The organism is Salmonella sp. A29-2 (genome assembly GCF_020150755.1).
Classification (GTDB): domain Bacteria; phylum Pseudomonadota; class Gammaproteobacteria; order Enterobacterales; family Enterobacteriaceae; genus Salmonella; species Salmonella enterica.
In genome coordinates this window covers 291169-316512 of the sequence record NZ_CP083731.1, presented here as the reverse complement: position 1 = coordinate 316512, position 25344 = coordinate 291169, and the positions used below count along the sequence as shown (strand labels likewise).

The window sequence follows — 25344 nt, the reverse complement described above, 5'->3', positions numbered from 1 at the left end:
AGGAGCAGACTATGAACAATACGCAGAAAAAACTAAAGGTGCTCTTTATTGGAGAATCCTGGCATATTCATATGATTCATTCAAAAGGTTATGACAGTTTCACCTCCAGTAAATATGAAGAAGGCGCTACATGGTTACTAGAATGCTTGAGGAAAGGCGGCGTTGATATTGATTACATGCCTGCCCACACAGTACAAATTGCCTTTCCAGAGAGTATTGACGAATTAAATCGTTACGATGTGATTGTTATTAGCGACATTGGTAGTAATACCTTCCTGTTGCAAAACGAGACATTTTATCAGCTAAAAATAAAACCAAACGCTCTGGAGTCCATTAAAGAGTACGTCAAAAATGGCGGTGGACTACTCATGATTGGCGGCTATCTGTCATTCATGGGTATTGAGGCAAAAGCCAATTATAAGAACACCGTTCTTGCTGAGGTTCTGCCAGTTATTATGCTTGATGGCGATGACCGGGTAGAAAAGCCCGAAGGTATCTGTGCTGAGGCTGTCTCACCTGAACATCCTGTTGTTAACGGATTCTCAGATTATCCGGTATTTCTTGGATATAACCAGGCCGTCGCCAGAGACGATGCCGATGTCGTATTAACAATAAATAATGACCCATTGTTAGTGTTCGGTGAATACCAACAGGGTAAAACAGCCTGTTTTATGAGCGACTGCTCCCCACACTGGGGAACCCAGCAGTTTATGTCATGGCCGTTTTATACCGACCTGTGGGTCAACACGCTTCAATTCATCGCCAGAAAATAAAAAACAATGGAGTAACGAAAGTTACTCCTTTTATAAAATATAAGGATTGATGTATGAACAAGAATAAGTACTCAACCCCCTTACTGATGCTTGCCACCATCTTAGCCGGTATGCTTTCCCCGATGCAGTCTGCCGTTAATGGGCAGTTAGGACATTGGTTACAAGACGGTAATGCTTGCGCAGTAATCTCGTTTGCCAGCGGTCTGGTCGTCATGTTTTTTATTATTATTGCGCGCAAAGAAACACGCCAGCAATTCGCCTCAATCCCTACTCTGATTAAAAAGAGAAAAATCCCGCTATGGAATTGGTTTGCAGGATTATGCGGGGCTATGGTCGTATTTTCTGAAGGCGCATCCGCCAGCGCGCTGGGCGTTGCCACCTTTCAAACGGCATTAATTTCTGCCCTGCTTCTTTCCGGCCTGCTGTGCGACCGTTTTGGCATCGGTGTGGAGGAGAAGAAATATTTTACGCCATGGCGCATTACTGGCGCATTGTTCGCCGTTATCGCCACCATTTTTGTCGTGTCGCCACAGTGGCACTCAACCTCGTTTATCCTGCTCGCTATCCTCCCCTTTTTGGCAGGGTTACTCGCTGGCTGGCAGCCTGCGGGGAATGCGAAAGTCGCCGAGGCAACGGGCTCCATGCTGGTGTCCATTACATGGAACTTCATCGTCGGCTTTTGTGTCCTGGGCGCAGCGCTGGCGATACGTATCGCATTAGGCCATGTCACCATCCAGTTACCCGATACATGGTGGATGTATCTCGGTGGTCCGCTGGGTCTGCTGTCCATCGGGCTAATGGCGATTCTGGTGAGAGGCTTAGGGCTATTGATGCTGGGCGTAGCGTCAACAGCAGGCCAACTGCTTGGCTCAGTGCTAATTGATGAATTGATCCCTTCATTAGGCAATACGGTCTACCTGGTCACCATCATCGGTACGCTGTTCGCGTTAGTCGGTGCGATTGTGACCACCATCCCTGAATACAGAGCATCCAAAATGGCGCAAAGAATAGAGGTGTCAGAATGAAAGGTTTCCTGCAAACCGTAACAGGCCCGGTGGCGCATACGGATATGGGGCTGACGCTACCGCATGAACATCTGTTTAACGATCTGTCTTCGGTCGTAGACGAGCCACATTATGCTTTTTCTCAGCAACTGGTGGGAAAGAAAGTCAGTGCTGACCTGCAGTGGGGGCTGAAACACGACCCATACTGCTGCGCCGATAACATGGACCGCAAAGAGATTGATGATGTTATCTTCGAAATCAATAACTTTATGTCTTTGGGCGGCAGGACGATTGTCGACGCCACCGGATCAGAATCCATTGGACGGGACGCCTCAGCGCTGCGAGAAGTTGCCTTAAAAACGGGTTTGAATATCGTTGCGTCATCCGGACCTTATCTGGAGAAATTTGAAAGTACCCGGATCCATAAACCTGTTGAGCTGTTAGCCTCACTCATTGATAAAGAACTGAATCAGGGTATTGGCGAGACGGATATTCGCGCTGGCATGATCGGTGAAATCGGCGTATCTCCCGCGTTTACCCAAGCGGAGCGTAACAGCCTGCGGGCAGCGTCTCTGGCACAATGTAACAACCCCCACACGGCGATGAATATCCATATGCCAGGGTGGCTGCGGCTGGGGGATGAGGTGCTGGATATCGTGCTGGAAGAAATGAACGTCTCTCCGGCAAAAGTCTCGCTGGCGCATTCGGACCCTTCAGGAAAAGATGTCGTCTATCAACGTAAAATGCTCGACCGCGGCGTATGGCTTGAATTTGACATGATTGGTCTGGACATCACCTTCCCAAAAGAAGGTGTCGCGCCGGGCGTTCAGGAGACCGCAGATGCAGTAGCGAATCTGATTGCACTGGGTTACGCCGACCAAATCGTTTTAAGCCATGATGTTTTTCTCAAACAGATGTGGGCGAAAAATGGCGGAAATGGCTGGGGGTTTGTCCCGAATGTCTTCCTCGCCTATCTGGCTGCTCGCGGAGTAGACAACGATACTCTGCGCAAGCTTTGTATTGATAATCCAGCCCGATTACTCACGGCATAATCTGCAAATAGCCCGGTGTCTGACACCGGGCCTGGAATTAAAAATCAGTATCCCGCCGTTAAATCATCCACCGAACGCGGGTCAGACGCACCGTACAGTTCGCCATCCGGTCCAACCATAATACTTTGGGTGCTGCCCATCGCTTCTTTCAGCGCGACTTTCTGCCCTTTCTGTTCCAGCAACTTTAGCGTATCGGGGCTGAAGCCCTTTTCTACCCGCAGTTCGTCCGGCAACCATTGATGATGGAAACGCGGCGCGTTGGTCGCTTCGGCGACGTTCATGCCAAAATCAATGCTGTTCACTACCATTTGCAGCACAGTAGTGATGATTCGACTCCCGCCAGGACTGCCGGTCACCAGCCAGGTTTTGCCGTCTTTTACCACGATAGTGGGCGACATCGACGACAGCGGACGCTTCTTCGGACCGACCGCGCTAGCATCGCCGCCTACCAGGCCATAAACATTAGGTACACCGGGTTTAGCAGAAAAATCATCCATTTGATTATTCAGCAGAATACCGGTATTTCCCGCCACAATTCCTGTGCCGAAGGTGGTGTTCAGGGTATAGGTCACCGCCACAGCATTGCCGTCTTTATCCACCACCGAGAAGTGGGTGGTCTGGTTGCTTTCATACGGGGCGAGCTTGCCCGGTTTTATCTGGCTGGAAGGTTTGGCCTTGTTGATATCAATTTGATCGGCCAGCGTTTTCGCATAGGCTTTGTTGGTCAGCGCCTGCCACGGCACTTTCACAAAGTCCGGATCGCCCAGATACTCTGAGCGGTCAGCGTAGGCGTATTTTTCCGCTTCCGCCATGATTTGCATGGCATCGGCGCTGCCAAAGCCGTACTTCTTCATGTCGAAATTTTCAAGGATATTGAGAATTTGCACGATGTGAATACCGCCTGAGGATGGCGGCGGCATGGAGAAGACCTGATACCCGCGATAGTCACCGCTGATTGGCGAACGCTCAACGGCTTTATAGCTGGCTAAATCCTCTTTGGTCATCAGACCGCCGTTCTTCTGCATTTCTCCGGCAATCTGGTCAGCAATCGCCCCTTTATAAAACGCATCCGGGCCATTTTCGGCAATCATTTCCAGGCTTTTCGCCAGATTCTTCTGGACCAGCTTATCGCCTTTTTTCAGCGGCTCGCCGTCTTTCCAGAAAATGGCTTTGCTGTTTTCATGATTAGGGATCACTTCGCTGCCGTAAGTTTTTAAGTCGTCGGCCAGCGCATCGTTAACCACAAAACCCTCTTCCGCCAGCTTCATCGCCGGACGCACCACTTTATTCAGCGGCATCGTGCCGTATTTCTCCAGCGCCAGCGAGAACCCCGCCACGGTACCCGGCGTACCGGATGCCAGATGCGACGTCAGCGACTTTTTCGCATCGGCGTTACCCTGCTCGTCGAGGAACATATCACGGGTCGCGCCAGCAGGCGCCATTTCACGAAAATCAATCGCCGTAGTAGCGCCATCTTTAGTGCGCAGCAGCATAAATCCCCCGCCGCCCAGATTCCCGGCTTGCGGATGCGTCACAGCCAGCGCATAGCCCACGGCGACGGCGGCATCCACGGCATTACCGCCCTGCTTTAAGATATCCACGCCAACCTGCGTCGCCGTTGCATCCACCGAGGCCACCATCCCTTGCGTCGCCCGCACAGGATGAAAGACATCTTCTTCAACACCATAGGAGACTGGCGGCGCGACGGGAGGATTGGCCACCGCGCTAAACGTCCCCCCGGCCAGCAGAGCGGCGATCGCCACCCAGCGCATAAACGTTGGTTTCATCGTTGTTTTTCTCCAGATAAATGGGTGTATGTCCCGTTTAATCCTGGTCCACAACGCTTAAAAAATCATCATCATGGCGAAATAGAGGTACACTTAAAAAGAGGCCTCATCGGGAGGAGACGACAATGAAACGCTTACTACTTATTACGGCTTTGTTACCCTTTGCTGTATTGGCCCAGCCAATTAACACTATGAATAATCCTAATCAGCCAGGTTATAAGATTCCCAGCCAGCAGCGTATGCAGACGCAGATGCAAACGCAGCAGATTCAGCAGCAGGGTATGTTGAAACAACAGATGCAAACGCAGGCGCGCAGCCAGCAGCAAAATCTACAGTCGCAGTTAAATGCCAATACGCAGCGGGTTCAGCAGGGACAGCCGGGCAACGGTATGCTCGGCCAGCAAACGCTGCCCAATACGCAGGGCGGAATGCTCAGCGGCAGCGGAAATCCGGACCGGATGCTAAACCATTCCCAGCCAATGTTGCAGCAGGACAGCGGGACGCCGCAGCCTGACATCCCGCTGAAAACCATCAGCCCTTAAAACTGAAAGTGAGGGCCGATGTCATCAATACGATCGGTGCAGATACAATCCACGCCCCAGCGCAGCAGTTCTGCCGCCCGCTGGGGCTGATTGACGGTATACACCAGAATCCGCAGACCCGCGGCCTTAATCTCTTGTACTCGCGTCTCATCGAGTAATTTATAGTTGAGATGGAGGGAAACACAGCCCAGACGGGTCGTCAGTTCACGCCAGTCTTCACGCCATTTATCCAGCAGTAACCCGCGCGGCAGTTCAGGTGCTGCCGCCTGCGCCGCTTCCAGCGCCTCTATCTCAAAGGAAGAAAGCAGCGGCGGCGTCATCCCGGCCCACAGTTCGCGGGCGGCCGACGCCACGACGCGTCCTGTTAGCCTTCCGCTCCCCGTTGTCGGTTTGATCTCAATATTCGCCATCATGCCGTGTTTACGGCAGCGCTCCGCCACCTGCGAGAGCAACGGCAGCGGCTCGCCTTTAAATTCGCCGCTAAACCAACCGCCAGCGTCCACACGCAATAAATCCTGCCAGTTCAACTCGCCCGCCACGCCCCAACCGTTGCTGGTGCGCTCCAGGTTATCGTCATGCAGCAGGAAAATTTCGCCGTCTTTCGACAGCTTGGCATCAAACTCAATCATGGTGTGCCCGTATCGCGCGCCCACGTCAATCGCCGCCAGAGTGTTTTCCGGCGCCAGTTTACCGCCGCCGCGATGGGCGACAATGTGAGGATAAGGCCAGTTACTCATACACGTTGTCCTGTTTCGCCATCAAAAAGATGTCGCTGATGTTCCGGCAGATGCAGCCATAGCGTACTGCCCGCCGCCGGGCGCTGCTGATGCGCCAACCGCACCACCAGTTTCTGATCGCCCCAGCGCCCATGCGCCAGATTATCCGCGCCCAGAATCTCCAGCGTGTCTACCGTTAACGGCACGCCGCCTTCCGCCTGCGAGCTTAACGCAATATGCTCCGGGCGGATACCCAGCGTCATGTTACGTCCGGCATGCCCCCGATAGCCCGCACCAATCGGCAACGCCAGACCGCCAGGCAATTCGAAACGGTCGCCGGAAGCGCTGATAACGCCATCCAACAGGTTCATCGCCGGGCTGCCGATAAAGCTCGCCACGAAGCGACTGGCCGGTTTTTCATATACCTCTACCGGCGTGCCAATCTGTTCTGCGACGCCTTTATTCATCACCATCACCCGCTGGGCCAGCGTCATCGCCTCTACCTGATCGTGAGTAACATAGAGCGAGGTGGTACGAAGACGACGATGCAGATGTTGTAACTCCAGACGCATCTGCACGCGCAGCTTGGCGTCGAGGTTAGAGAGCGGTTCGTCGAATAAAAAGACTGCCGGCTCGCGGACGATCGCGCGCCCCATTGCCACGCGCTGCCGTTGACCGCCGGAAAGCTCGCGTGGACGGCGTTTAAGCAGGCCGTCCAGCTCCAGAATGCGCGCCGCCTCCCGCACGCGTTCTTCAATATGCGCTTTGCTCATACCGCGAATTTTTAGTCCCCACGCCATGTTCTCCTCTACGCTCATATGGGGATAGAGAGCATAGTTCTGAAATACCATCGCGATGCCGCGATCTTTGGGCTCCATCTCGGTGACCCGTTTGCGATCAATCCAGATATCGCCGCTGGTCACGCGTTCCAGACCGGCCACCATCCGCAACAACGTTGATTTGCCGCAGCCGGACGGCCCGACCATCACGATAAATTCGCCATCCGCCACGTCCAGCGTCAGCGGTTGAATTACCTGGGTTTTGCCGTCCCAGCTTTTGGTTACTGCCTGTAGTTTTAAACCAGCCATTTTATTTCTCACTATCGACCAGGCCACGCACAAACGCGCGCTGCATGGCTAAAACGATGACAACCGGGGGAATAAGGGTCAGCAGCATTGCCGCCATCACCTGGTTCCATTGCGTGGTACCTTCGCCAGTGGCGATCATCCCTTTGATACCCGCTACGGCAGTGCCAAGATTCACGTCGGTGATAATCAACAGCGGCCACAGATACTGGTTCCAGCCGTAGATAAAGGTGATGACGAATAACGCCGCCAGGTTGGTTTTTGACAGCGGCAACACGATGTCGCGGAAAAAGCGCATCGGCGACGCGCCGTCAATACGGGCCGCCTCCACCAGTTCATCCGGAAGCGTCATAAAGAACTGACGAAACAGGAAAGTGGCGGTAGCGGACGCCATCAGCGGTAGCGTCAGACCGGCATAGCTGTCGAGCATTTTCAGGTTGGCGATCACTTCCACCGTCGGGAAGATACGCACTTCAACCGGCAGCATCAGGGTGATAAAAATCATCCAGAAGAACAGGTTACGCAGGGGAAAACGAAACCAGACGATGGCGAATGCGGAAAGCATAGATACCGTGATTTTGCCTACCGTAATGCTGAACGCCATAATGAAACTGTTAAGCATCATCAGCCAGAATGGCGCGCTATTAACACCGACGCCGTTGACCCAAATAGTTTTGATATTCTCCAGTAACTGCGTGCCGGGAAGCAGCGTCATCGGCGTCTCAAACACCGCGCGGTCGTCCAGCGTCGCCGCGACAAACGCGACATACAGCGGAAACAAAATGACCGCGATCCCCAGAATCAGCATGGTATGGCTGAATATTGTCAGCCCGCGACGATTCTCTATCATTGGTAACGCACCTTACTTTCCACATAGCGGAACTGCACCACCGTCAGAATGATGACGAGGAACATCAACACCACCGACTGCGCGGCGGACGCCGAGAGATCCAGGCCGGTAAACCCTTCGCGATAGATCTTATAAATCAGCGTCGTGGTGGCTTGTACCGGCCCGCCAGCGGTCGCGGCGTCGATCACCGGGAAGGTGTCGAAAAAGGCGTACACCAGGTTGACCACCAGCAGGAAGAAACTGACCGGCGCAATAAGCGGCAAAGAAAGCCGGAAGAAACGACGAATCGGCCCGGCGCCGTCAATGGCCGCCGCTTCCACCAGCGAGCGGGGAATGGATTGCAGCGCGGCAAAGAAGAATAAAAAGTTGTAACTAATCTGCTTCCAGACTGACGCAAATACCACCAGGAACATCGCCTGACCGCTGTTTTGCGCGTGGTTCCAGTCATAGCCGAATTCGCCGAGGAAATGGGTGATTAATCCCCGCCCCGGGTTAAACAGGAAAATCCACAATACGGCGGCGACGGCGGGCGCGACGGCATAAGGCAGCAGCATCAGCGTCTGATAAAAACGGCTGCCGCGCACCACGTAATCCACCAGGGCGGCGAAAAACAGCGAGACCAGCAGGCCGCTAAACGTGACCAGCGCGCTGAATTTAATCGTCGTCCAGAAGGCGTCGAGATAATAACTGTCGTGAAAAAGCGCGACGAAATTCTCCAGCCCGACAAATTGGCTGGAAAAACCAAACGGATCGACGCTTTGCAGCGAATACCACAGCGCTTCGCCCGCAGGCCAGATAAAGAAAATAACGGTGATAACCAACTGCGGGGCAACCAGTAAATACGGCAGCCAGCGCGAGCGGAACACCGGACGGGATGATGACATGAAGGTTCTTTTCCTGGAAGGTGCCGGATGGCGGTGCAAGCACCTTATCCGGCCTACAAACGCTGTAGGCCTGATAAGCGCAGCGCCACCAGGCACTTATACACTTAAGATTTGCTCGCTTTCTCAAAACGACGCAGCAACTGATTCCCGCGCTCCACTGCGGTATCCAACGCCTGTTGTGGGGTTTTCTTCCCGGTCCAGACGCTTTCCAGCTCTTCGTCCACGATAGTACGAATCTGCGGCATATTGCCCAGACGCAAGCCTTTGGTGAAGGGTAACGGCGGCTTATTCAACATCTGGCGAGTGGCGATATCCGCACCGGGGTTTTTATCGTAATAACCCTGCTCGCGGGTCAGCTCGTAGGCGGCGGTGGTAATCGGCAGGTAGCCAGTTTTTTGATGCCATTCAGCAGCGTTTTCCGGTTTTGCCAGGAAGTCGAGGAATTTGGCGACGCCGGTATAGGTTTCTTTATCTTTACCCTGCATGACCCATAGGCTGGCTCCGCCGATAATGGCGTTTTGCGGCGCGCCCTTGATATCAGCGTCGTACGGCATCATACCCACGCCATAGTTAAATTTGGCATACTGGCGGATATTGGCGAGCGAGCCGGAGGACGCGGTTGTCATCGCGCAGTCACCGTTATAAAACTTCTCGGTAGACTCGTCCTTACGCCCAACATAGCTAAAATCGCCTTTTTTATTCATCTCTTCCAGCAGCGCGATATGTTTCACCTGCTCTGGCTTATTAAACTTCAGCACCGCATCTGTACCGTCAAAGCCATTGTTTTTACTGGCGAAGGGGAGACCGTTCCAGGCGCTGAAGTTTTCCAGTTGGATCCAGCCTTGCCAGCCGCTGGCGTAACCGCATTTCATGCCTGCCGCTCTCAGTTTCGCGGTATAGTCAGCCAGCTCCTGCCAGGTTTTCGGCGGCTGTTCCGGATCTAAACCGGCTTTCTTAAAGGCGTCTTTGTTGTAGTACAGTACCGGCGTGGAGCTGTTAAAGGGCTGGGAGAGCAGATGCCCGCTTTTAGCATCGGTGTAGTAGCCTGCAACGGTCGGTACAAACTGGGACTCGTCAAAGTTAATACCGGCGTCTTTAAACACTTCATAAACCGGCTTAATGGCTTTCGAGGCCATCATGGTCGCTGTCCCAACCTCATAAACCTGCAATATTGCCGGCGCGTTGCCGGTACGGAATGCCGCGATCCCGGCGCTCAGGTTCTGTTCATAGTTCCCCTTATAGACCGGAACGATTTTGTAATCCGGATTGGCCTGGTTGAAACGTTGCGCCAGTGAATCAACTTCTTTGCCTAACTCCCCTTCCATTGAATGCCAGAATGGAATAGTGGTGACGGCCAACGCCTGACCCGTAAATGCCAGACTCAGCGCCAGTCCTAAAGCTGTATGTCGTAACGATATCATCGGTTATCTCTCTTTTTGTGCCGGGATGCGCGATATCACGCGTTTTATGTTCGCGGGGGTAACATGACATGCTCGAATGACAGAAAAATAACTTTTTTATTACAAAAAAAAGATAGTAAGGCGACAGAGAGATGGCAAGGCAGTGAAAGCGCCGGAAAAGAAAAGTGGGAGCTACGGCACGTCTGACAGCGTAATGCCGACCAGACATGCGTTATTTGGCTGGCGTCAGCAGTTAATCACGATGAGAATACTTTTTGTACAGATTTTGTAAGCGCCGCTGATCTCGCCGCTCGCGTTCACGCTGAATGTCGGATTTTTCATCCTCCCACGTTGCACAATCCGGATGATGACGCACTTCGCAGGTCGTTGCGGCCAGTGGATAAGGCGTTGCGGTTTCTTCTTGCCAGATAGCAGGATCGCGGGGATCAAAATCGTTTGAGGTTAAGGCGTTAACACTGAACGAAGCCGCGAACAACAGCGTTCCCATTATGCAGGCGCCTGAACGTATCATCCTTGCTCCTTCTTCGGTGGATATAGTTGATAATTATTCTCAACTATAACATATTGGTACGAAAAATGTTCTACTGATTTGCCGAATGCCGAGTAATCCGCCAGGTCCGGTAAGCGGTAGCGCCACCGGGCGCGTTTGCCAGATGGCAGCTGTAAACTGCGCCTTATCCGCCCAGATAGGCGCTGCGCACCGCTTCGTTCGCCAGCAGCGCATCACCGGTATCGGATAGCACCACGTGGCCGTTTTCCAGCACATAACCGCGGTCGGCGAGCTTCAGCGCCTGGTTGGCGTTCTGCTCGACAAGGAAGATGGTCATACCCTGCTCGCGCAACTGCTCAATGGTGTCGAAGATCTGCTGGATGATGATCGGCGCCAGCCCCAGCGACGGTTCATCCAGCAGCAATAGCCTCGGCTGGCTCATCAGCGCGCGGCCAATCGCCAGCATCTGCTGTTCGCCGCCGGACATGGTGCCCGCTCGCTGGATACGGCGTTCATGCAGGCGCGGAAACAGCTCGTATACCCATTTGATACGCTCCTGAAACCGATCGCGCTCGGCAAAAAAACCGCCCATCGCCAGGTTCTCTTCCACCGTCATCCGCGAGAAGACGCGCCGCCCTTCCGGCACTATCGCTACCGCTTCACGCATGATTTTCGCCGTCTGCCAGTCGGTGATGTCTTTACCGTCAAACACCACCCGTCCGCTGGAGGCGCGCGGATCGCCGCACAAGGTGCCAAGCAGCGTCGTTTTCCCCGCGCCGTTAGCGCCAATCAGGGTAACGATTTCCCCCTGGTTGATGTGCAGACTGACGTCGTGCAGCGCCTGAATCTTGCCGTAGTGGGCGCTGACTTTTTCAAACGTTAACATCGTTTTTTCCATCTTATGCCTCACCCAGATAAGCGCGGATGACGTCCGGGTTGTTGCGGATCTCTTCCGGCGTGCCGTTCGCCAGCGGCGTGCCCTGGTTCACCACGTAAATGCGATCGGAAATGCCCATCACCAGCTTCATATCGTGTTCAATCAGCAAGATAGTGGTGTTGTGATGGTTACGTAGTTCGGCAATCAGCTCATCCAGCTCTTTGGTCTCTTTCGGGTTAAGGCCAGCCGCCGGTTCGTCGAGCATCAGAATTTCTGGCTGCGTCACCATGCAGCGGGCAATCTCCAGCCGGCGCTGGTCGCCGTAGGCCAGATTACTGGCCTGGCGGTTGGCATGTTCCAGCAGGCCAATACGCTCAAGCCAGGTCGCCGCGCGGTCCAGCGCTTCGCTTTGCGCGCGGCGGAAAGCGGGCGTTTTCAACAGGCCGGAAAAGAGGCCCGTTTTCAGTTGCTGGTGCTGCGCCACCAGCAGATTTTCAATCACCGTCATTTCGCGAAACAGGCGCACATGCTGGAAAGTGCGTACCACGCCCATGCGGGCGATCTGCTGGCCCGGCAATCCTTCCAGATGCCGCTCGCGCAACGTGATCGTACCACCTGTCGGCTTATAAAAACCGGTCAGGCAGTTAAACACCGTCGTTTTACCCGCGCCGTTAGGGCCAATCAGCGACACAATTTCCCGCTCACGCAATTCCAGCGATACATTGTTGACCGCCAGCAAACCGCCAAAGCGCATCATCAGGCCGTTAACCGCTAATAATGGCTGACTCATGCCTGCTCTCCTTTCGCCTGACCACTTTTCAGCTTCAACTGCGGACGCGTCATCGGCAGCAATCCCTGCGGGCGCCAGATCATCATCAACACCATCAAACCGCCGAGCATCAACATGCTGTATTCGTTGAAATCGCGCATCAACTCGCGCGACACCACCAACAGAACCGCCGCCAGGATCACCGCAAACTGCGAGCCCATTCCGCCCAGCACCACAATCGCCAGCACGAAGGCGGATTCGGCGAAGGTGAAGGATTCCGGGCTGACAAAGCCCTGGCGGGCGGCAAACAACGTCCCGGCGAAACCGGCAAACGCGGCGCTGATAGTAAAAGCGGTCAGCTTGATGCGCGTCGGGCTTAAACCTAATGAGCGACAGGCGATCTCATCTTCACGCAACGCTTCCCACGCCCGGCCCAGCGGCATACGCAGCAGGCGGTTAATGACAAACAACGACAGGACCACCAGCAACAGGGCCACCAGATAGAGGAAAATGACCCGGTCGGATGGGTCGTACTTCACGCCAAAGAAATTGCTGAAGGTATCCCAGCCGCCTTCGCGGGTACTGCGGCTAAACTCCAGACCAAACAGCGTCGGTTTGGGGATCTGACTGATGCCGTTCGGGCCGCCGGTAATTTCAGTGTTGTTGAGCAACAGGATACGGACGATTTCGCCGAAGCCGAGCGTCACAATCGCCAGATAGTCGCCGCGCAGACGCAGGACCGGGAAGCCGAGCAGGAAACCAGCGGCGGCGGAGACCAGTCCCGCCAGCGGCAGACAGGTCCAGAAACCCAAACCATAATAGTGGTTGAGCAGCGCAAAGGTATAAGCGCCGATGGCGTAAAAGCCGCCGTAGCCCAATACCAGCAGGCCGGACAGCCCCACCACCACGTTCAGCCCCAGACCGAGGATGATATAAATCATGGTCATGGTGGCGATATCGACGCTACCGCGCGACACCATAAACGGCCACGCCACGGCGATAACCAACAGCGCCATCAGAAACAGCTTTTGCTTAACGGTAGAGCCATCGATCGCCGGCAGAATAAACTTCGGTCCGGAGACGTGCTTCACCGCTTTCTGGAACATCGGACGCAGCAACTGAAAGAAAAAAACCACTGCCGTACCGATAAAGATCCACTGCCAGCGGATGTCGGCGGCGGTATCCACCACCAGTTTGGTGCCGTCCAGCTCCAGTTGTACGCCCATGAAGACGCCAGCCAGAACGAAGAACATCGCCGCAGAGAACAGAGCCATCGCAATATGCATCGGTTTCATACTTTCTCTACCTCCGGACGCCCCAGGATACCGGTCGGCATCACCAGCAGTACCAGAATCAGCAGAGCGAACGACACGACATCTTTATATTCGGTACTTAAATATGCAGACGAGAGCGCTTCGGCGACGCCCAAAATCAGACCGCCGATCATCGCGCCCGGAATGCTGCCAATACCGCCCAGCACCGCCGCGGTGAACGCTTTCATCCCGGCCATAAAACCGATGTAGGGGTTAATTACGCCATAGAACTGGCCGAGCAGCACGCCCGCCACCGCCGCCATTGCCGCGCCGATAACAAACGTTAGCGCAATGACGCGGTCGGTATTAATGCCGAGCAGGCTGGCCATTTTCAGATCCTCCGCGCAGGCGCGGCAGGCGCGGCCCATCCGGGAGTAGCGAATGAAAATGGTGAGCGCCAGCATAGCCAGAAAGGTGACTATCCAGATAACCGCCTGCATGGTGGTGATGGACGCGGCAAAGTTTTCGCTGCTGCCCACAATCCACTGGCCGTTAAACAGGCTGGGTAACGCCACGTCGCGCGAACCTTCCGTCAGGCTGACGTAGTTTTGCAGAAAGATGGACATCCCGATGGCGGAAATCAGGGCGATCAGGCGCTTGGAGTTGCGCACAGGCCGGTAAGCGACTCGCTCGATACTCCAGCCGTAGGCGCTGGCAATAATAATCGCGCCGATAAATCCGGCGGCCACCAGGAGCCAACTGGTGTCTATTCCCATCATCATTAGCGCGGCGATGATCATAAAAGAGACGTAGCTGCCGATCATATACACCTCGCCATGAGCGAAGTTGATCATGCCGATAATGCCGTACACCATCGTATAACCGATAGCAATCAGCGCGTAGGTGCTCCCCAGCGTGACGCCGTTAAACATCTGCTGCAAGAAATAGAGAAACTGCTCGGACATAAGGTAACCTTTTTAAACCCGCCCGGCGTGCGGGCGGTGGGATAACTTATCTTCTGGCATTACTTCGCGACGGTTGACGAGCCGTCGGCGTGCCACTGGAAGACGCCAAATTCAAATCCCTTAAGATCGCCTTTTTCATCCCATTTCAGCGGCCCAATAACGGTATCAGCCCCGTTAGCTTTAAGATCTTTCACCAGATCCAGTGGAGCATGGCTGGCGCTACGCGTCATTGCGGTCGCCAGCGACTGGACGGCGGCGTAGGTGATCCAGACATACGGACCGCTGGGATCTTTCTTTTCGGCTTTCAGCGCCTCGACAATCGCTTTATTCGCCGGGTCCTGGTCATAACGTTTTGGCATCGTCACCAACATGCCTTCCGCCGCACCGCCCGCAATATTGGACAGCGACGCGTTACCCACGCCTTCCGGCCCCATAAATTGCGTTTTCAGGCCATTAGCCCGCGCCTGGCGCAGCATCTGCCCCATTTCCGGGTAGTAGCCGCCGTAATACACAAAGTCGATATTCTCTTTTTGCAAGCGAGCAATCAGGGCGGAGAAATCTTTTTCACCGGCGGTAATACCATCAAAAAAGACAATATTGGCATTGCCCTGCTTCAGGCCATCCTGCACGGAGCGCGCCAGTCCTTCGCCGTATTGCTGTTTATCGTGAATGATAGCGATGCGCTGCGGTTTCACCGTTTCCAGGATGTATTTCGCGGCCGTTGGCCCCTGGGAGGAGTCCAGTCCGGCGGTACGCATAATGTACTGATAGCCGCGCTGGGTCAGCTCCGGGTTAGTCGCCCCCGGGGAGATCATCAGAATACCTTCATCTTCATAGATATCGGATGCTGGCTGAGTAGAAGAAGAACACAAGTGACCAATAACGTACTGAATACCGTCGTTAACGATTTTGTTGGCCACCGCCACCGCCTGTTTTGGATCGCAGGCATCATCGTACTCTACGCCGACCAGCTTATCGCCTTTAATCCCGCCTTTAGCGTTGATGTCTTTAATGGCCTGGCGCGCGCCGTTAAATTCCATATCGCCCCATTGCGCTACCGGGCCGGACATCGCCCCGACTATGGCGACTTTAATATCATCTGCCATTGCCCCCTGCGAGACTGCTAATGCAACAATCCCTGCGATTATTGTTTTCGCTTTCCGTTTCATGTGCCTGTATCCCCATTCGTGATGTTATATGTTTTGTTTTTTGCTGGTTAAAAAGCAGACTGTACTTTTTATAAATGGTGCGCTTTTTACTGACTCATTAATGAGTTAGCGCAGCATTTAAAGCATAATAAGATTAAAATCTCTATTTTTCAGTCTATTAAGAAAAGATAATATTCTGCTTTTCGCTATAGATAAACAAAAAAAAGCACGCTTGTCAGCATAAAATAACGGCATATTAAGCGGAATAATGCACTAGCATTCAGGGAATTATGCTGCCTGTTTTCCATTCTCTAATGCTTCAAACTGTAATTATCGTTGTTAAAAAATTAATAACCTGGTAAATGACACAAAAAAGAGAAAGCATCTGGCCTGCCTGTTTCGGTACACTGATCGCATCTTTTGAAATCGGGACAAGCCGTCGATGAAGCTGACCATTCTTCGTTTAGAACACTTTAGCGCTCAGGATCAGATCGATCTGGGCAAAATCTGGCCGGAATATTCCGCCTCCTCATTAAGCGTAGATGAAACGCACCGGATTTATGCCGCGCGGTTTAACGAGCGTTTGTTGGGCGCCGTAAGAGTGACGCTGAGCGGAACGCAGGGCGCGCTGGATTCCTTACGCGTGCGTGAAATCACCCGTCGCCGCGGCGTCGGGCAATACCTGGTAGAAGAAGTCATCCGCGATAATCCCAACGTCTCGTCGTGGTGGATGGCGGATGTCGGTGTTGAAGACCGCAGCGTGATGGCCGCGTTTATGCAGGCGTTAGGTTTTACCGCCCAGCATGACGGCTGGGAGAAGCGCTAGCCAAAAAGTTGCTCAATCGACTTTGTCGGGTAAAACAGCGCGTGCTCGTTTTCTCCGGATAAAGAAATAAAGCCCAGCCGCTGATAAAAGGCCTGGGCTTTTTCGTTTAACGCTTCCACAAAGATGCCATGAATCCCAACGGCCAGTGATGCCGACCACACCACTTTCATCGCATGCGTGACCAATATAGCTCCCCACCCTTTTCCCTGTAATGAGAGATCGACCGCTAAACGGCCCAGCGTAACGCTGGGGATATTCTGGTAAGGGATGCGCTTTTGCTGGGTTCTGGAAGGCAACGACGCGCGTTCAAAGCAGCTTCCTGACAGGGTGTAATACCCCAACACTCGCCGTTCTGGCGTAGTGGTTCTGAGTACATAACCGCGCAAGATTTTGTTGTTATGCTGGCGCTGAAGATGCTGCGTTAAAAAAAGGTTTAATGATGCCTCACCGCAGTCGAACTGCCGCCAGTTGTATTCTGCGTTATCAGCCAGAATCTCTATTGTCAGGTTGTCCACGGTTCACTCCATGTCTTGTAGACGTTGCGCCGCGCGTTTTAATTTCTCATTGGGGGTGGGAGGATGACTAAGCGCATCCATGACTCGCGCCCAGGATGCTTCATTAAGAATAACCCGACGGTGCTGTTCAAGCACTTCTGCGGCTCGCTCCGCTGCGCTATTCAACATAAATTGCGTGATTGATTGATTAGTAATGGCGGCCGCTTCTTCAATCATGCTTTTATCGCCGTCTGTGAGCCGCAGATCGATACGCTGTTTTTTTAGGGCTGACATGAAAGAGACTCCTGGATAATGTACGGTAATACACCGTACATACAGTGTATTTCGTCGTGATATTTTTTTCAACATCGGGCGGATTACAGGCGCAAAAAAGCCGGATGGCGCTTTGCTTATCCGGCCTACGAAGTGCTCGTTGTAGGCCCGGTAAGCAAAGCGCCACCGGGCTGTTACTCACTTAGCGTCTGTCGCCGTACCATTCGCATGCCAGTCAAACACGCCGAACTCAAATCCTTTCAGATCGCCTTTCTCATCCCACGACAGCGGTCCCATTACGGTGTCGACCGTGGCGCCTTTCAGGTATTTGGCGATTTCCGCCGGATCGTCAGACTGGTTCAGCCCCGCCTGTAAGGATTGCAGCGCGGCGTAGGTGGTCCACACGAATGCGCCGCTAGGATCTTGTTTCTTGGCTTTGATGGCATCCACAATCGGTTTGTTCGCTGGCACCTGATCGTAGTTCTTCGGTTTGGTGACCAGTAAGCCTTCCGCCGACTCTCCGGCGATGTTAGACAGCGAGACGTTCGCGACCCCTTCCGGCCCCATAAACTGGGTTTTCAGCCCTGCGGCGCGGGACTGGCGCAGGATCTGCCCCATTTCCGGGTGATAACCGCCGTAGTAGACAAAGTCGATATTCTCTTTCTTCAGGCGCGCTACCAGAGTGGAGAAATCTTTTTCGCCGGCGGTGATGCCGTCAAAGAATACGACGTTAACGCCGCCTTTCTTCAGACCGTCCTGCACCGCGCGCGCCAGCCCTTCGCCGTACTGCTGCTTATCGTGGATAATCGCGATGCGCTGCGGTTTTACCTTCTCCAGAATATACTTTGCCGCCGTTGGTCCCTGGTCAGAGTCCAGGCCGGTCGTGCGCAAAATCAGGTTATAGCCGCGCGCGGTCAGCTCCGGCGCGGTCGCCGCCGGGGTTATCATCAGGATGCCTTCGTCTTCGTAGATATCAGACGCTGGCTGTGTGGAAGAGGAGCATAAGTGACCGATAACATACTTGATGCCGTCGTTCACCACTTTGTTAGCGACAGCTACCGCCTGTTTCGGGTCACAGGCGTCGTCATATTTCACCGCGACGAGCTTATCGCCTTTAATACCGCCTTTCGCATTGATATCGGCAATTGCCTGCTCCGCACCGGTAAATTCCTGGTCGCCATACTGCGCCACCGGACCGGACATCGCGCCGACAACCGCGACTTTAATGTCCTCGGCGAATGCCATATGGCTTAATGACAGGGCGATACATCCTGCCAATAACGTTTTACCCTTCATATTCATCCTGATAATCCCCATTATTCTGGTTGTTACGTGTGTTGTGGTGTTATTGTTCAGCACTTTATTTCGATTATTGGCTAGCTACCCGTGCTTTAGTAGCATACTCTGCTAAAACATACCCGATTTTTATTATTTTGGAATAGCTAAATTTACATCCAGATAACAGATTTGTGTCGGTGGGGGAGAGGAAGGGCCCGTAGGCCCGATAAGCGAAGCGCCATCGGGCAAACGTGTTGCCGGATGGCAGGGTAAACGCCTTATCCGGCCTACAAAAAACAAAACCCCCGAATTCACATTCGAGGGTTCATTGGCAATTCGCGAAGATTACGCTTCGATCGCAGCGCGAAGCTTTTTCATGGCGTTCTTTTCAAGCTGGCGCACACGCTCAGCGGAGACGCCGTAACGATCGGCCAGCTCCTGCAACGTAGACTTATTGTCTTCGTCCAGCCAGCGAGCGCGGATAATATCCTGGCTACGCTCGTCGAGCCCCTGCATCGCGTCGGTCAGTCGGTTGGCGGCCTGCTCTTCCCAGTTATCGTCTTCAATGCCGTCGGCAAAGTTAGACGATTTATCCTGCAGATACAGCACCGGCGCCATTGGCTGGCTGTCGGACTCATCGTCCGAAGACATGTCAAACGTCATGTCCTGCGCCGCCATACGCGACTCCATCTCACGCACGTCTTTACTGGAAACACCCAGTTCGCGCGCCACCATTTCAACCTCATCCTGATTAAACCAGCCCAGACGCTGCTTGGTTTTACGCAGATTAAAGAACAGCTTACGCTGCGCTTTCGTGGTTGCGACTTTAACGATACGCCAGTTACGCAGCACGTATTCGTGAATTTCTGCTTTAATCCAGTGTACGGCGAAGGAAACCAGGCGCACGCCTACTTCCGGGTTAAAACGACGTACGGCTTTCATCAGGCCGATGTTGCCTTCCTGGATCAAATCCGCCTGCGGCAGACCATAGCCCGCATAGTTACGAGCAATATGAACAACAAAGCGCAGGTGAGACAGGATCAGCGTTTTAGCTGCTTCCAGATCGCCCTGGTAATGCAGCCTTTCAGCCAATGCCCGCTCCTCGTCAGCCGATAACATCGGCCACGCGTTCGCCGCCCGGATATAAGATTCCAGGTTGCCAACAGGGGCTAAAGCTAAATTTTGCATTTCTTTGGTCATTCAAATCCTCTCAATCAGTATTGCCTGGCACCGTCAGCGAGCAACAACCGTGCCAAAGCCGATGAGCAACGAGAATATCACCCACTCTTTTATCAGACAGTGATTTTATCCACAAGTTCAATGTAACACTGTGCATAATTTGCACAAATCTTGTGACATAAAGATGACGCGCGGGGAAGAGACAACAGGGACTCTTTCCCTGCGAACGGAAGCCCATTGCAGGGAAAGATTATACCACGATTTTATCAATCGGGAGTAAAGTGACGTAAATGTTGCACCGTGGCCAGCCAGGCGGCGATCCAGCCAATCATGGAACAGACCAGCAGCAGCAGCAGGCACTCATCGAACGATAAGCCATTGAGATCAAACTTCGTGCCGAAGACCTGCGCCACTTCAGTCACCGCCGATGATAAACGCATCACCAAAATTTCAGACAATATCAGTGAAAGAAACGCGCCGGAAAAACCGAGCAACGCGCCGCCATAGAGGAACGGACGCAGGATAAAGCCATCGGTCGCGCCAATCAGCTTTTGCACGTTAATGGTGTCGCGACGGGCAAAAATGCTCAGGCGCACGCTGTTGCCGATAACGAGGAAGACCGCCGCGACCATCAGCACGCCAATCATCGCCGACACGCGGCCCACCAGCCCGGTGAGCGCCGCCAGGCGCGCAAACCAGCTATCATCCATGCGGACTTCGTCAATGCCGTTAATCTGCGAGATACGGTCGCGCAGCGTATTAAGCGAGGCGGTACTCTGGAAGTCCAGCTTGGGGATCACCACCGCTACCGCCGGCAGCGGGTTCTCTTCCAGCATGTCCAGCGCGCCGCCAAAACCCGACCAGTTGCGGAATTCTCCCAGCGCGTCCTCACGGGACAGGTAGTTGACCTTCTCAACGCCCTGCTCGGCCTGAAGCTGCCCAACAACCCGCGCCGCCGCGTCATCATCCAGCGTTTTTTGCAGATAAACGGTGATCTGCGGCGACGGATAATACTGAGTCGCCGCCTGGTTGACGTTCTTATAGACCATGTAACAGACGCTGGGCAGCGTCAGGGAGATGGCGATCACCATCACCGTCAGAAACGTCGCCAGCGGTTTGCTTTTCAGATCCTGCAGCGCGCCGTGCCAGGCATAGCGCACCTGTTCATTAAAGACATTCGTTTTACGTGAGTTCGGTTTTGGCGTCGGCTTCTGGCGTCCTGGCGCGTTGCGCCCGCCGCCTGTTCCGCCGCGAGACTTACGCAGTCGATCCAGCCGTCCGCCGAACTGCCTGATTTGGTTAATCGCGTCGCGCCTATTCATTGGCCAGGCCTCCATGCAGATGTCCATCGCTCAGGACGAGCTGCCTATAGGAACGACGGGAGATAAGTCCAATATCGTGCGTCGCCATCAGTACCGTCACCCCTACGCGGTTAAACTCTTCAAACAGACGTAAAATCCCTTCCGACAACGCGTCGTCCAGGTTCCCGGTCGGTTCATCCGCCAGCAATACCGCTGGCTTATTGACCACCGCGCGGGCGATGCCCACGCGCTGTTGTTCGCCTCCGGAGAGTTGAATCGGGAAGTTTCTCGCTTTGTCCAGTAGTCCAACCTTATCCAGCGCCGCCGACACACGACGACGGATATCATCGCCGCTGGCGCCGGCAATGATTAACGGTATCGCCACATTGTCATAGACCGTGCGATCCATCAGCAGATGGTGATCCTGGAAAATCATCCCAATCTGGCGGCGCAAAAACGGCACTTCGCGGTTTTTCAGACGCGTAATATCATGCCCGCTGAAGAAGATTTTGCCGGCGCTGGGCCGCTCAATCCCACAGATTAGCTTCAGCAGGGTACTTTTCCCCGCGCCGGAGTGGCCGGTCAGAAACGCCATCTCGCCTGGCCGCATATGGAATGTCACTCCCTGCAGCGCTTGTCTCCCGCCGAGATAGGCCTTGCTGACATGTTCAAAGCGAATCATTGTTAATCCTCTCGGGCAAAAAGTGCCTCAATAAAATCGTCCGCCTTAAACGGACGCAAATCCTCGATACGTTCGCCCACGCCAATGTAACGGATAGGAATGCCAAACTGGTCAGCTACCGAGAAAATCACCCCGCCTTTCGCCGTACCGTCCAGCTTGGTCAGGGTAATACCGGTTAAGCCTACCGCTTCATGGAACAGTTTGGCCTGGCTTACCGCGTTCTGTCCGGTGCTGGCGTCAATGGTCAGCATAACTTCATGTGGCGCTTCTTCGTCCAGCTTTTTCATGACGCGAACGATTTTTTTCAGCTCTTCCATCAGGTGCGACTTGTTCTGCAGACGCCCTGCCGTATCGGCAATTAACACATCCACATTACGCGCCTTCGCGGCCTGGATAGCGTCAAAAATCACCGAGGCGGAGTCCGCGCCGGTATGCTGGGCGATAACCGGAATGTTGTTACGCTGTCCCCAGACCTGTAGCTGTTCGACCGCCGCCGCGCGGAAAGTATCCCCCGCCGCCAGCATCACTGATTTACCCTGCTGCTCAAACTGGCGCGCCAGTTTACCGATAGTGGTGGTTTTACCCACGCCGTTCACGCCAACCATCAGAATAACAAAAGGCGTTTTACCTTCAATATTAAGCGGTTCGTCTACCTTCGCCAGAATCTCGCCCATCTCGTCTTTCAACAGACCATACAGCGCCTCGGCATCTTTAAGCTGTTTGCGGCTGGCGCCTTCCGTCAGATTAGCGATAATCTTACGCGTGGTTTCCACCCCGACATCAGCGATGAGCAACTGCTCTTCCAGCTCCTCGAACAAATCATCGTCGATTTTCTTGCCGCGGAACAGACTGATAAATCCGGAACCGAGATTTTCTTTGGTTTTCAGCAGACTGCGTTTCAGGCGGGCAAAGAAACCTTCTTTAGTCGGTTTTTCCTGCTCCTGAACGATCGCTTCCACCGGCGCGTCTTCTTCCGCCGGCGGAACAACCATCACCGCCTCTTCCGCCGCCTGAGCGGCCAGCGCCTGCGCTTCCAGCTCTTCGTCGGTGAATTTCGCCGCGTTTTCGCCCTCTTCTTCTACCGCGGCAATGACCTCTACAGTTTCCGCTTCGGCCTGCCACTCTTCCGGCGAGATAGCCTCGTCTTTGACCTCTTCCGGCAGCGGCAATTCCTCGCGTTCCACCGCGATCTGCGGCGCTGCCGTCTCAATGGCCGCCGCGGGCTCCGGCTCTACCGGCTGCGGTTTTTCGCTCTCCTGAACTTTCTCAGTAACGTCCACCACCTCTTCCGCAAAGGCTTCTGTTTCTGCTTTGCTGTGCGCGGGCGTTTGCGCGTCTACGTCTGCCGCCGTTTCAACAGGGGGCTCAGCCGGTCGTTGTTCCTCAACAATCTGCTGTTCTTCGGTCTGTTCCTGCTTCTGCTCTTTATCACCGAAGCCCAACCAGGAAAAGAAGCCACGTTTTTTCTGTTTTGCCATCTGCGACTACACCCCTCGCGGCGCTATATACATGGAAGCTAAAAAAATGATGAAATAGTCTATCACTTAACTTAATTCACATCACCGCCTGGAATAACTTGCAACAGGCGGTTCGAGCAAGAGAAATGAAAAAACCGACTCACTCTGGCAGCGGCCAAATCCGCATTATTGGCGGGCAATGGCGTGGCCGTAAATTACCGGTTCCGGACAGCCCGGGTCTGCGTCCCACCACCGATCGCGTGCGCGAAACGTTATTTAACTGGCTGGCTCCGGTAATGGTAGACGCCCATTGTCTGGATTGCTTTGCCGGCAGCGGCGCGCTGGCTCTGGAAGCGCTATCGCGTTATGCGGCCCAGGCAACGTTACTGGAAATGGATCGCGCCGTATCGCAGCAGTTGCAAAAAAATCTGGCGACGCTGAAAGCCAACAATGCTCGCGTCGTCAATACCAATACTCTGGCCTTCCTCAGCCAGCCGGGGACGCCGCATCACGTCGTCTTTGTCGACCCGCCGTTTCGTAAAGGGCTGCTGGAAGAGACGTTACAATTGCTGGAAACCCAGGGATGGCTGGCCGACGACGCGCTAATCTACGTAGAAAGCGAGGTGGAAAACGGTCTGCCGCCCGTTCCGGCGAACTGGGCATTGTATCGAGAAAAGGTGGCCGGACAGGTCGCTTATCGTCTGTATCAGCGCGACGCGCAAGGAGAAAATGATGTTGATTAATCTGGGCCGCTTATTAATGCTCTTCGTGTGGGCATTTTTGATTCTTAATCTGGTGCATCCCTTCCCGCGCCCGCTCAATATCTTCGTCAACGTGGCGTTGGTGTTCATGGCGCTGATGCACGGTATGCAGTTGGCGTTGCTGAAATCAACGATACCGAAAGCGGGTCCGCAGATGACGGCGGGAGAGAAAATCCGCATTTTCCTGTTCGGCGTGTTTGAGCTGCTGGTCTGGCAGAAGAAGTTTAAGAACAAAAAATAACGTTTGCTGCCGGATGACGGTTTATTCGTTATCCGGGGTACGGCTAACAAACCCGACGAACCGCGTTCCCTTATAGCTCAACGTACCTTGATCGCCCACCGTCAAAGCGTGGTACTGCTGCGCTTGTAAACGGAACGTTTTTTCGAGACCGCCATTGAGCGGCTTAAAACTGGCCTCATAGCGCATACTGGTTCCCGCCGGGCTCACTTCCTGCTGGCGAGAGCGTCGGTCGTTAACCGGCTTCTCCCGTTTATTGCTGACCACGACCTGCTTTTGCTGTAACGGCGCCGCCTCATTAGCGGCTTTTTCCCGCCGTTGCTGAACGAAGCGGAACGACGCGGCAACTACGATTAATGCAATGATTATAATGAAGAAAAGCGGTGGCTTACTCATACTGTTAACCTGTCAGAAAATGCGGAAATAAGCATACCCTGCCCGTTATAGTGTTGTCATCTGACCGTCACGGCCTCTACACTGAATAATAGAGCCGCAAGCATACCGTTTGCGAAAAAATAACGAATTCAAGGAATTAAGATGCTTTGGTCGTTTATCGCTGTCTGCCTGTCCGCATGGCTGTATGTGGACGCCTCCTATCGCGGGCCAGCCTGGCAACGCTGGGTTTTTAAGCCCGTCACGTTATTACTGTTGCTGTTACTGGCCTGGCAAGCGCCGATGTTTGACGCCATCAGTTATCTTGTGTTGGCCGGACTGTGCGCCTCGCTGGTCGGCGATGCGTTAACGCTCTTACCGCGTCAACGCCTGCTGTACGCCGTCGGGGCATTTTTCTTATCGCATCTGCTCTACACCATTTACTTTGCCAGCCAAATGACGTTGTCGTTCTTCTGGCCGCTGCCGCTGGCGTTACTGATAGTCGGCGCGTTGCTTATCGCCGTTATCTGGACGCGACTGGAGGAGCTACGCTGGCCGGTGTGTACTTTTATCGCCATGACGCTGGTCATGGTCTGGCTGGCGGGCGAACTGTGGTTCTTCCGTCCAACGGCGCCAGCCCTTTCGGCCTTTACCGGCGCGACGCTGCTGTTTATCGGCAATATCGTCTGGCTGGGTAGCCATTACCGCCGCCGTTTCCGGGCGGATAACGCGATTGCCGCCGCCTGCTACTTTGCCGGACACTTCCTGATTGTTCGCTCGCTGTACCTGTAAATAATAGCGCTTGACTCTGGAGTCGACTCCAGAGTGTATCCTCCGGTTAATGAGAAAATTATCATCAACCGGAGG

The 25344-nt window shown here is 54.0% G+C and carries 28 protein-coding genes; 8 read left to right on the top strand and 20 right to left on the bottom strand.

From position 1 onward, the window contains the following. Positions 1-11 precede the first annotated feature (11 nt). Genes K8W53_RS01475 through K8W53_RS01465 form a run of 3 tightly spaced genes read left to right on the top strand, consistent with a single transcriptional unit; the run spans position 12 to position 2829 of the window. The gene (locus K8W53_RS01475) at positions 12-773 is read left to right on the top strand and encodes a glutamine amidotransferase (RefSeq protein WP_001066509.1); all 762 of its coding nucleotides are present in this window, start codon (positions 12-14) and stop codon (positions 771-773) included. A 53-nt stretch (positions 774-826) separates the two neighbouring features. After that, positions 827-1798 (top strand): DMT family transporter, encoded by a 972-nt coding sequence (locus K8W53_RS01470; RefSeq protein ID WP_001038948.1) that lies wholly within the window; start codon positions 827-829, stop codon positions 1796-1798. Beyond that, positions 1795-2829, top strand: a complete 1035-nt coding sequence (locus K8W53_RS01465) for a phosphotriesterase (protein WP_000675710.1) — start codon at positions 1795-1797, stop codon at positions 2827-2829. The genes K8W53_RS01470 and K8W53_RS01465 overlap by 4 nt, the downstream gene beginning before the upstream one ends. Before the next feature lie 44 nt (positions 2830-2873). On the opposite strand, the gene ggt is transcribed toward K8W53_RS01465, so the two are convergent. Further along, complete coding sequence (gene ggt, locus K8W53_RS01460; RefSeq protein WP_161400180.1) at positions 2874-4616, bottom strand: gamma-glutamyltransferase; 1743 nt, start codon at positions 4614-4616, stop codon at positions 2874-2876. 125 nt (positions 4617-4741) lie between these two features. Here ggt and K8W53_RS01455 point away from each other — a divergent pair, with 125 nt between their 5' ends. Next, complete coding sequence (locus tag K8W53_RS01455; RefSeq protein WP_023224168.1) at positions 4742-5158, top strand: DUF2756 family protein; 417 nt, start codon at positions 4742-4744, stop codon at positions 5156-5158. On the opposite strand, the gene ugpQ is transcribed toward K8W53_RS01455, so the two are convergent. The 11 genes from ugpQ to livK form a co-directional block, all read right to left on the bottom strand. Beyond that, positions 5155-5895, bottom strand: coding sequence for a glycerophosphodiester phosphodiesterase (ugpQ, locus tag K8W53_RS01450; protein ID WP_023224167.1), 741 nt, complete (start codon positions 5893-5895; stop codon positions 5155-5157). The genes K8W53_RS01455 and ugpQ overlap by 4 nt on opposite strands. Beyond that, positions 5892-6962: a sn-glycerol-3-phosphate import ATP-binding protein UgpC gene (locus K8W53_RS01445; protein WP_001646570.1), complete on the bottom strand. Its 1071-nt coding sequence runs from the start codon at positions 6960-6962 to the stop codon at positions 5892-5894. The genes ugpQ and K8W53_RS01445 overlap by 4 nt, the downstream gene beginning before the upstream one ends. Position 6963: 1 nt before the next feature. Further along, on the bottom strand, positions 6964-7809 hold the full coding sequence (gene ugpE / locus K8W53_RS01440; RefSeq protein ID WP_000572196.1) for a sn-glycerol-3-phosphate ABC transporter permease UgpE: 846 nt from the start codon (positions 7807-7809) through the stop codon (positions 6964-6966). Then, positions 7806-8693, bottom strand: coding sequence for a sn-glycerol-3-phosphate ABC transporter permease UgpA (gene ugpA, locus K8W53_RS01435; RefSeq protein WP_000099303.1), 888 nt, complete (start codon positions 8691-8693; stop codon positions 7806-7808). Before ugpA ends, ugpE begins: the two co-directional genes overlap by 4 nt. A 104-nt stretch (positions 8694-8797) precedes the next feature. Further along, entirely contained in the window at positions 8798-10114 is a 1317-nt protein-coding gene (gene ugpB, locus K8W53_RS01430; protein ID WP_023224166.1) for a sn-glycerol-3-phosphate ABC transporter substrate-binding protein UgpB, read from the bottom strand. Positions 10115-10346: 232 nt separating this feature from the next. Beyond that, a complete protein-coding gene (locus tag K8W53_RS01425; protein WP_000621260.1) occupies positions 10347-10625 on the bottom strand; it encodes a hypothetical protein in 279 nt (92 codons plus the stop codon). A 163-nt stretch (positions 10626-10788) separates the two neighbouring features. Further along, positions 10789-11502: a high-affinity branched-chain amino acid ABC transporter ATP-binding protein LivF gene (gene livF, locus K8W53_RS01420; protein WP_000416114.1), complete on the bottom strand. Its 714-nt coding sequence runs from the start codon at positions 11500-11502 to the stop codon at positions 10789-10791. Between the two features lies 1 nt (position 11503). Next, positions 11504-12271 (bottom strand): high-affinity branched-chain amino acid ABC transporter ATP-binding protein LivG, encoded by a 768-nt coding sequence (gene livG / locus K8W53_RS01415; protein ID WP_000082083.1) that lies wholly within the window; start codon positions 12269-12271, stop codon positions 11504-11506. Next, positions 12268-13545 (bottom strand): branched chain amino acid ABC transporter permease LivM, encoded by a 1278-nt coding sequence (livM, locus tag K8W53_RS01410; RefSeq protein ID WP_000803766.1) that lies wholly within the window; start codon positions 13543-13545, stop codon positions 12268-12270. Before livM ends, livG begins: the two co-directional genes overlap by 4 nt. Further along, entirely contained in the window at positions 13542-14468 is a 927-nt protein-coding gene (gene livH, locus K8W53_RS01405; protein WP_000003005.1) for a high-affinity branched-chain amino acid ABC transporter permease LivH, read from the bottom strand. Before livH ends, livM begins: the two co-directional genes overlap by 4 nt. Before the next feature lie 59 nt (positions 14469-14527). After that, complete coding sequence (livK, locus tag K8W53_RS01400; protein WP_023224165.1) at positions 14528-15637, bottom strand: high-affinity branched-chain amino acid ABC transporter substrate-binding protein LivK; 1110 nt, start codon at positions 15635-15637, stop codon at positions 14528-14530. Between the two features lie 421 nt (positions 15638-16058). Here livK and panM point away from each other — a divergent pair, with 421 nt between their 5' ends. After that, positions 16059-16442 (top strand): aspartate 1-decarboxylase autocleavage activator PanM, encoded by a 384-nt coding sequence (panM, locus tag K8W53_RS01395; protein ID WP_000778873.1) that lies wholly within the window; start codon positions 16059-16061, stop codon positions 16440-16442. Here the strand turns inward: panM and K8W53_RS01390 are convergent. From K8W53_RS01390 to ftsY, 7 genes are all read right to left on the bottom strand, one after another. After that, positions 16439-16957, bottom strand: coding sequence for a GNAT family N-acetyltransferase (locus K8W53_RS01390; RefSeq protein WP_000369560.1), 519 nt, complete (start codon positions 16955-16957; stop codon positions 16439-16441). The two genes, panM and K8W53_RS01390, sit on opposite strands and share 4 nt — an antisense overlap. Before the next feature lie 3 nt (positions 16958-16960). After that, a complete protein-coding gene (locus tag K8W53_RS01385; RefSeq protein ID WP_001275017.1) occupies positions 16961-17230 on the bottom strand; it encodes a DUF1778 domain-containing protein in 270 nt (89 codons plus the stop codon). Between the two features lie 177 nt (positions 17231-17407). Beyond that, positions 17408-18511 (bottom strand): branched chain amino acid ABC transporter substrate-binding protein LivJ, encoded by a 1104-nt coding sequence (gene livJ / locus K8W53_RS01380; RefSeq protein WP_001533929.1) that lies wholly within the window; start codon positions 18509-18511, stop codon positions 17408-17410. Positions 18512-18832: 321 nt separating this feature from the next. After that, positions 18833-19687: an RNA polymerase sigma factor RpoH gene (rpoH, locus tag K8W53_RS01375; RefSeq protein WP_000159621.1), complete on the bottom strand. Its 855-nt coding sequence runs from the start codon at positions 19685-19687 to the stop codon at positions 18833-18835. 245 nt (positions 19688-19932) lie between these two features. After that, positions 19933-20988, bottom strand: a complete 1056-nt coding sequence (gene ftsX, locus K8W53_RS01370; RefSeq protein ID WP_001081707.1) for a permease-like cell division protein FtsX — start codon at positions 20986-20988, stop codon at positions 19933-19935. Then, positions 20981-21649, bottom strand: a complete 669-nt coding sequence (gene ftsE, locus K8W53_RS01365; protein ID WP_000617729.1) for a cell division ATP-binding protein FtsE — start codon at positions 21647-21649, stop codon at positions 20981-20983. Before ftsE ends, ftsX begins: the two co-directional genes overlap by 8 nt. Before the next feature lie 2 nt (positions 21650-21651). Further along, positions 21652-23127, bottom strand: coding sequence for a signal recognition particle-docking protein FtsY (gene ftsY, locus K8W53_RS01360; protein ID WP_023224164.1), 1476 nt, complete (start codon positions 23125-23127; stop codon positions 21652-21654). A gap of 125 nt (positions 23128-23252) precedes the next feature. On the opposite strand from ftsY, the gene rsmD reads away from it, so the two are divergent. Both rsmD and K8W53_RS01350 read left to right on the top strand, forming a co-directional pair. Beyond that, positions 23253-23849, top strand: a complete 597-nt coding sequence (gene rsmD / locus K8W53_RS01355) for a 16S rRNA (guanine(966)-N(2))-methyltransferase (RefSeq protein ID WP_023224163.1) — start codon at positions 23253-23255, stop codon at positions 23847-23849. After that, positions 23839-24108, top strand: a complete 270-nt coding sequence (locus K8W53_RS01350; protein ID WP_023224162.1) for a DUF1145 family protein — start codon at positions 23839-23841, stop codon at positions 24106-24108. The genes rsmD and K8W53_RS01350 overlap by 11 nt, the downstream gene beginning before the upstream one ends. 21 nt (positions 24109-24129) lie before the next feature. On the opposite strand, the gene K8W53_RS01345 is transcribed toward K8W53_RS01350, so the two are convergent. After that, entirely contained in the window at positions 24130-24501 is a 372-nt protein-coding gene (locus K8W53_RS01345) for a DUF2500 domain-containing protein (RefSeq protein WP_000042855.1), read from the bottom strand. 141 nt (positions 24502-24642) lie between these two features. Between K8W53_RS01345 and K8W53_RS01340 the strand changes: the two genes are divergently transcribed. Then, entirely contained in the window at positions 24643-25269 is a 627-nt protein-coding gene (locus K8W53_RS01340; RefSeq protein ID WP_000964735.1) for a lysoplasmalogenase, read from the top strand. Positions 25270-25344: the final 75 nt, after the last annotated feature.

Coding starts and splice junctions, on each gene's coding strand:
- K8W53_RS01475 (WP_001066509.1), top strand. CDS start 12: ATGAACAATACGCAGAAAAAACTAAAGGTGCTCTTTATTGGAGAATCC.
- K8W53_RS01470 (WP_001038948.1), top strand. CDS start 827: ATGAACAAGAATAAGTACTCAACCCCCTTACTGATGCTTGCCACCATC.
- K8W53_RS01465 (WP_000675710.1), top strand. CDS start 1,795: ATGAAAGGTTTCCTGCAAACCGTAACAGGCCCGGTGGCGCATACGGAT.
- ggt (WP_161400180.1), bottom strand. CDS start 4,616: ATGAAACCAACGTTTATGCGCTGGGTGGCGATCGCCGCTCTGCTGGCC.
- K8W53_RS01455 (WP_023224168.1), top strand. CDS start 4,742: ATGAAACGCTTACTACTTATTACGGCTTTGTTACCCTTTGCTGTATTG.
- ugpQ (WP_023224167.1), bottom strand. CDS start 5,895: ATGAGTAACTGGCCTTATCCTCACATTGTCGCCCATCGCGGCGGCGGT.
- K8W53_RS01445 (WP_001646570.1), bottom strand. CDS start 6,962: ATGGCTGGTTTAAAACTACAGGCAGTAACCAAAAGCTGGGACGGCAAA.
- ugpE (WP_000572196.1), bottom strand. CDS start 7,809: ATGATAGAGAATCGTCGCGGGCTGACAATATTCAGCCATACCATGCTG.
- ugpA (WP_000099303.1), bottom strand. CDS start 8,693: ATGTCATCATCCCGTCCGGTGTTCCGCTCGCGCTGGCTGCCGTATTTA.
- ugpB (WP_023224166.1), bottom strand. CDS start 10,114: ATGATATCGTTACGACATACAGCTTTAGGACTGGCGCTGAGTCTGGCA.
- K8W53_RS01425 (WP_000621260.1), bottom strand. CDS start 10,625: ATGATACGTTCAGGCGCCTGCATAATGGGAACGCTGTTGTTCGCGGCT.
- livF (WP_000416114.1), bottom strand. CDS start 11,502: ATGGAAAAAACGATGTTAACGTTTGAAAAAGTCAGCGCCCACTACGGC.
- livG (WP_000082083.1), bottom strand. CDS start 12,271: ATGAGTCAGCCATTATTAGCGGTTAACGGCCTGATGATGCGCTTTGGC.
- livM (WP_000803766.1), bottom strand. CDS start 13,545: ATGAAACCGATGCATATTGCGATGGCTCTGTTCTCTGCGGCGATGTTC.
- livH (WP_000003005.1), bottom strand. CDS start 14,468: ATGTCCGAGCAGTTTCTCTATTTCTTGCAGCAGATGTTTAACGGCGTC.
- livK (WP_023224165.1), bottom strand. CDS start 15,637: ATGAAACGGAAAGCGAAAACAATAATCGCAGGGATTGTTGCATTAGCA.
- panM (WP_000778873.1), top strand. CDS start 16,059: ATGAAGCTGACCATTCTTCGTTTAGAACACTTTAGCGCTCAGGATCAG.
- K8W53_RS01385 (WP_001275017.1), bottom strand. CDS start 17,230: ATGTCAGCCCTAAAAAAACAGCGTATCGATCTGCGGCTCACAGACGGC.
- livJ (WP_001533929.1), bottom strand. CDS start 18,511: ATGAATATGAAGGGTAAAACGTTATTGGCAGGATGTATCGCCCTGTCA.
- rpoH (WP_000159621.1), bottom strand. CDS start 19,687: ATGACCAAAGAAATGCAAAATTTAGCTTTAGCCCCTGTTGGCAACCTG.
- ftsX (WP_001081707.1), bottom strand. CDS start 20,988: ATGAATAGGCGCGACGCGATTAACCAAATCAGGCAGTTCGGCGGACGG.
- ftsE (WP_000617729.1), bottom strand. CDS start 21,649: ATGATTCGCTTTGAACATGTCAGCAAGGCCTATCTCGGCGGGAGACAA.
- ftsY (WP_023224164.1), bottom strand. CDS start 23,127: ATGGCAAAACAGAAAAAACGTGGCTTCTTTTCCTGGTTGGGCTTCGGT.
- rsmD (WP_023224163.1), top strand. CDS start 23,253: ATGAAAAAACCGACTCACTCTGGCAGCGGCCAAATCCGCATTATTGGC.
- K8W53_RS01350 (WP_023224162.1), top strand. CDS start 23,839: ATGTTGATTAATCTGGGCCGCTTATTAATGCTCTTCGTGTGGGCATTT.
- K8W53_RS01345 (WP_000042855.1), bottom strand. CDS start 24,501: ATGAGTAAGCCACCGCTTTTCTTCATTATAATCATTGCATTAATCGTA.
- K8W53_RS01340 (WP_000964735.1), top strand. CDS start 24,643: ATGCTTTGGTCGTTTATCGCTGTCTGCCTGTCCGCATGGCTGTATGTG.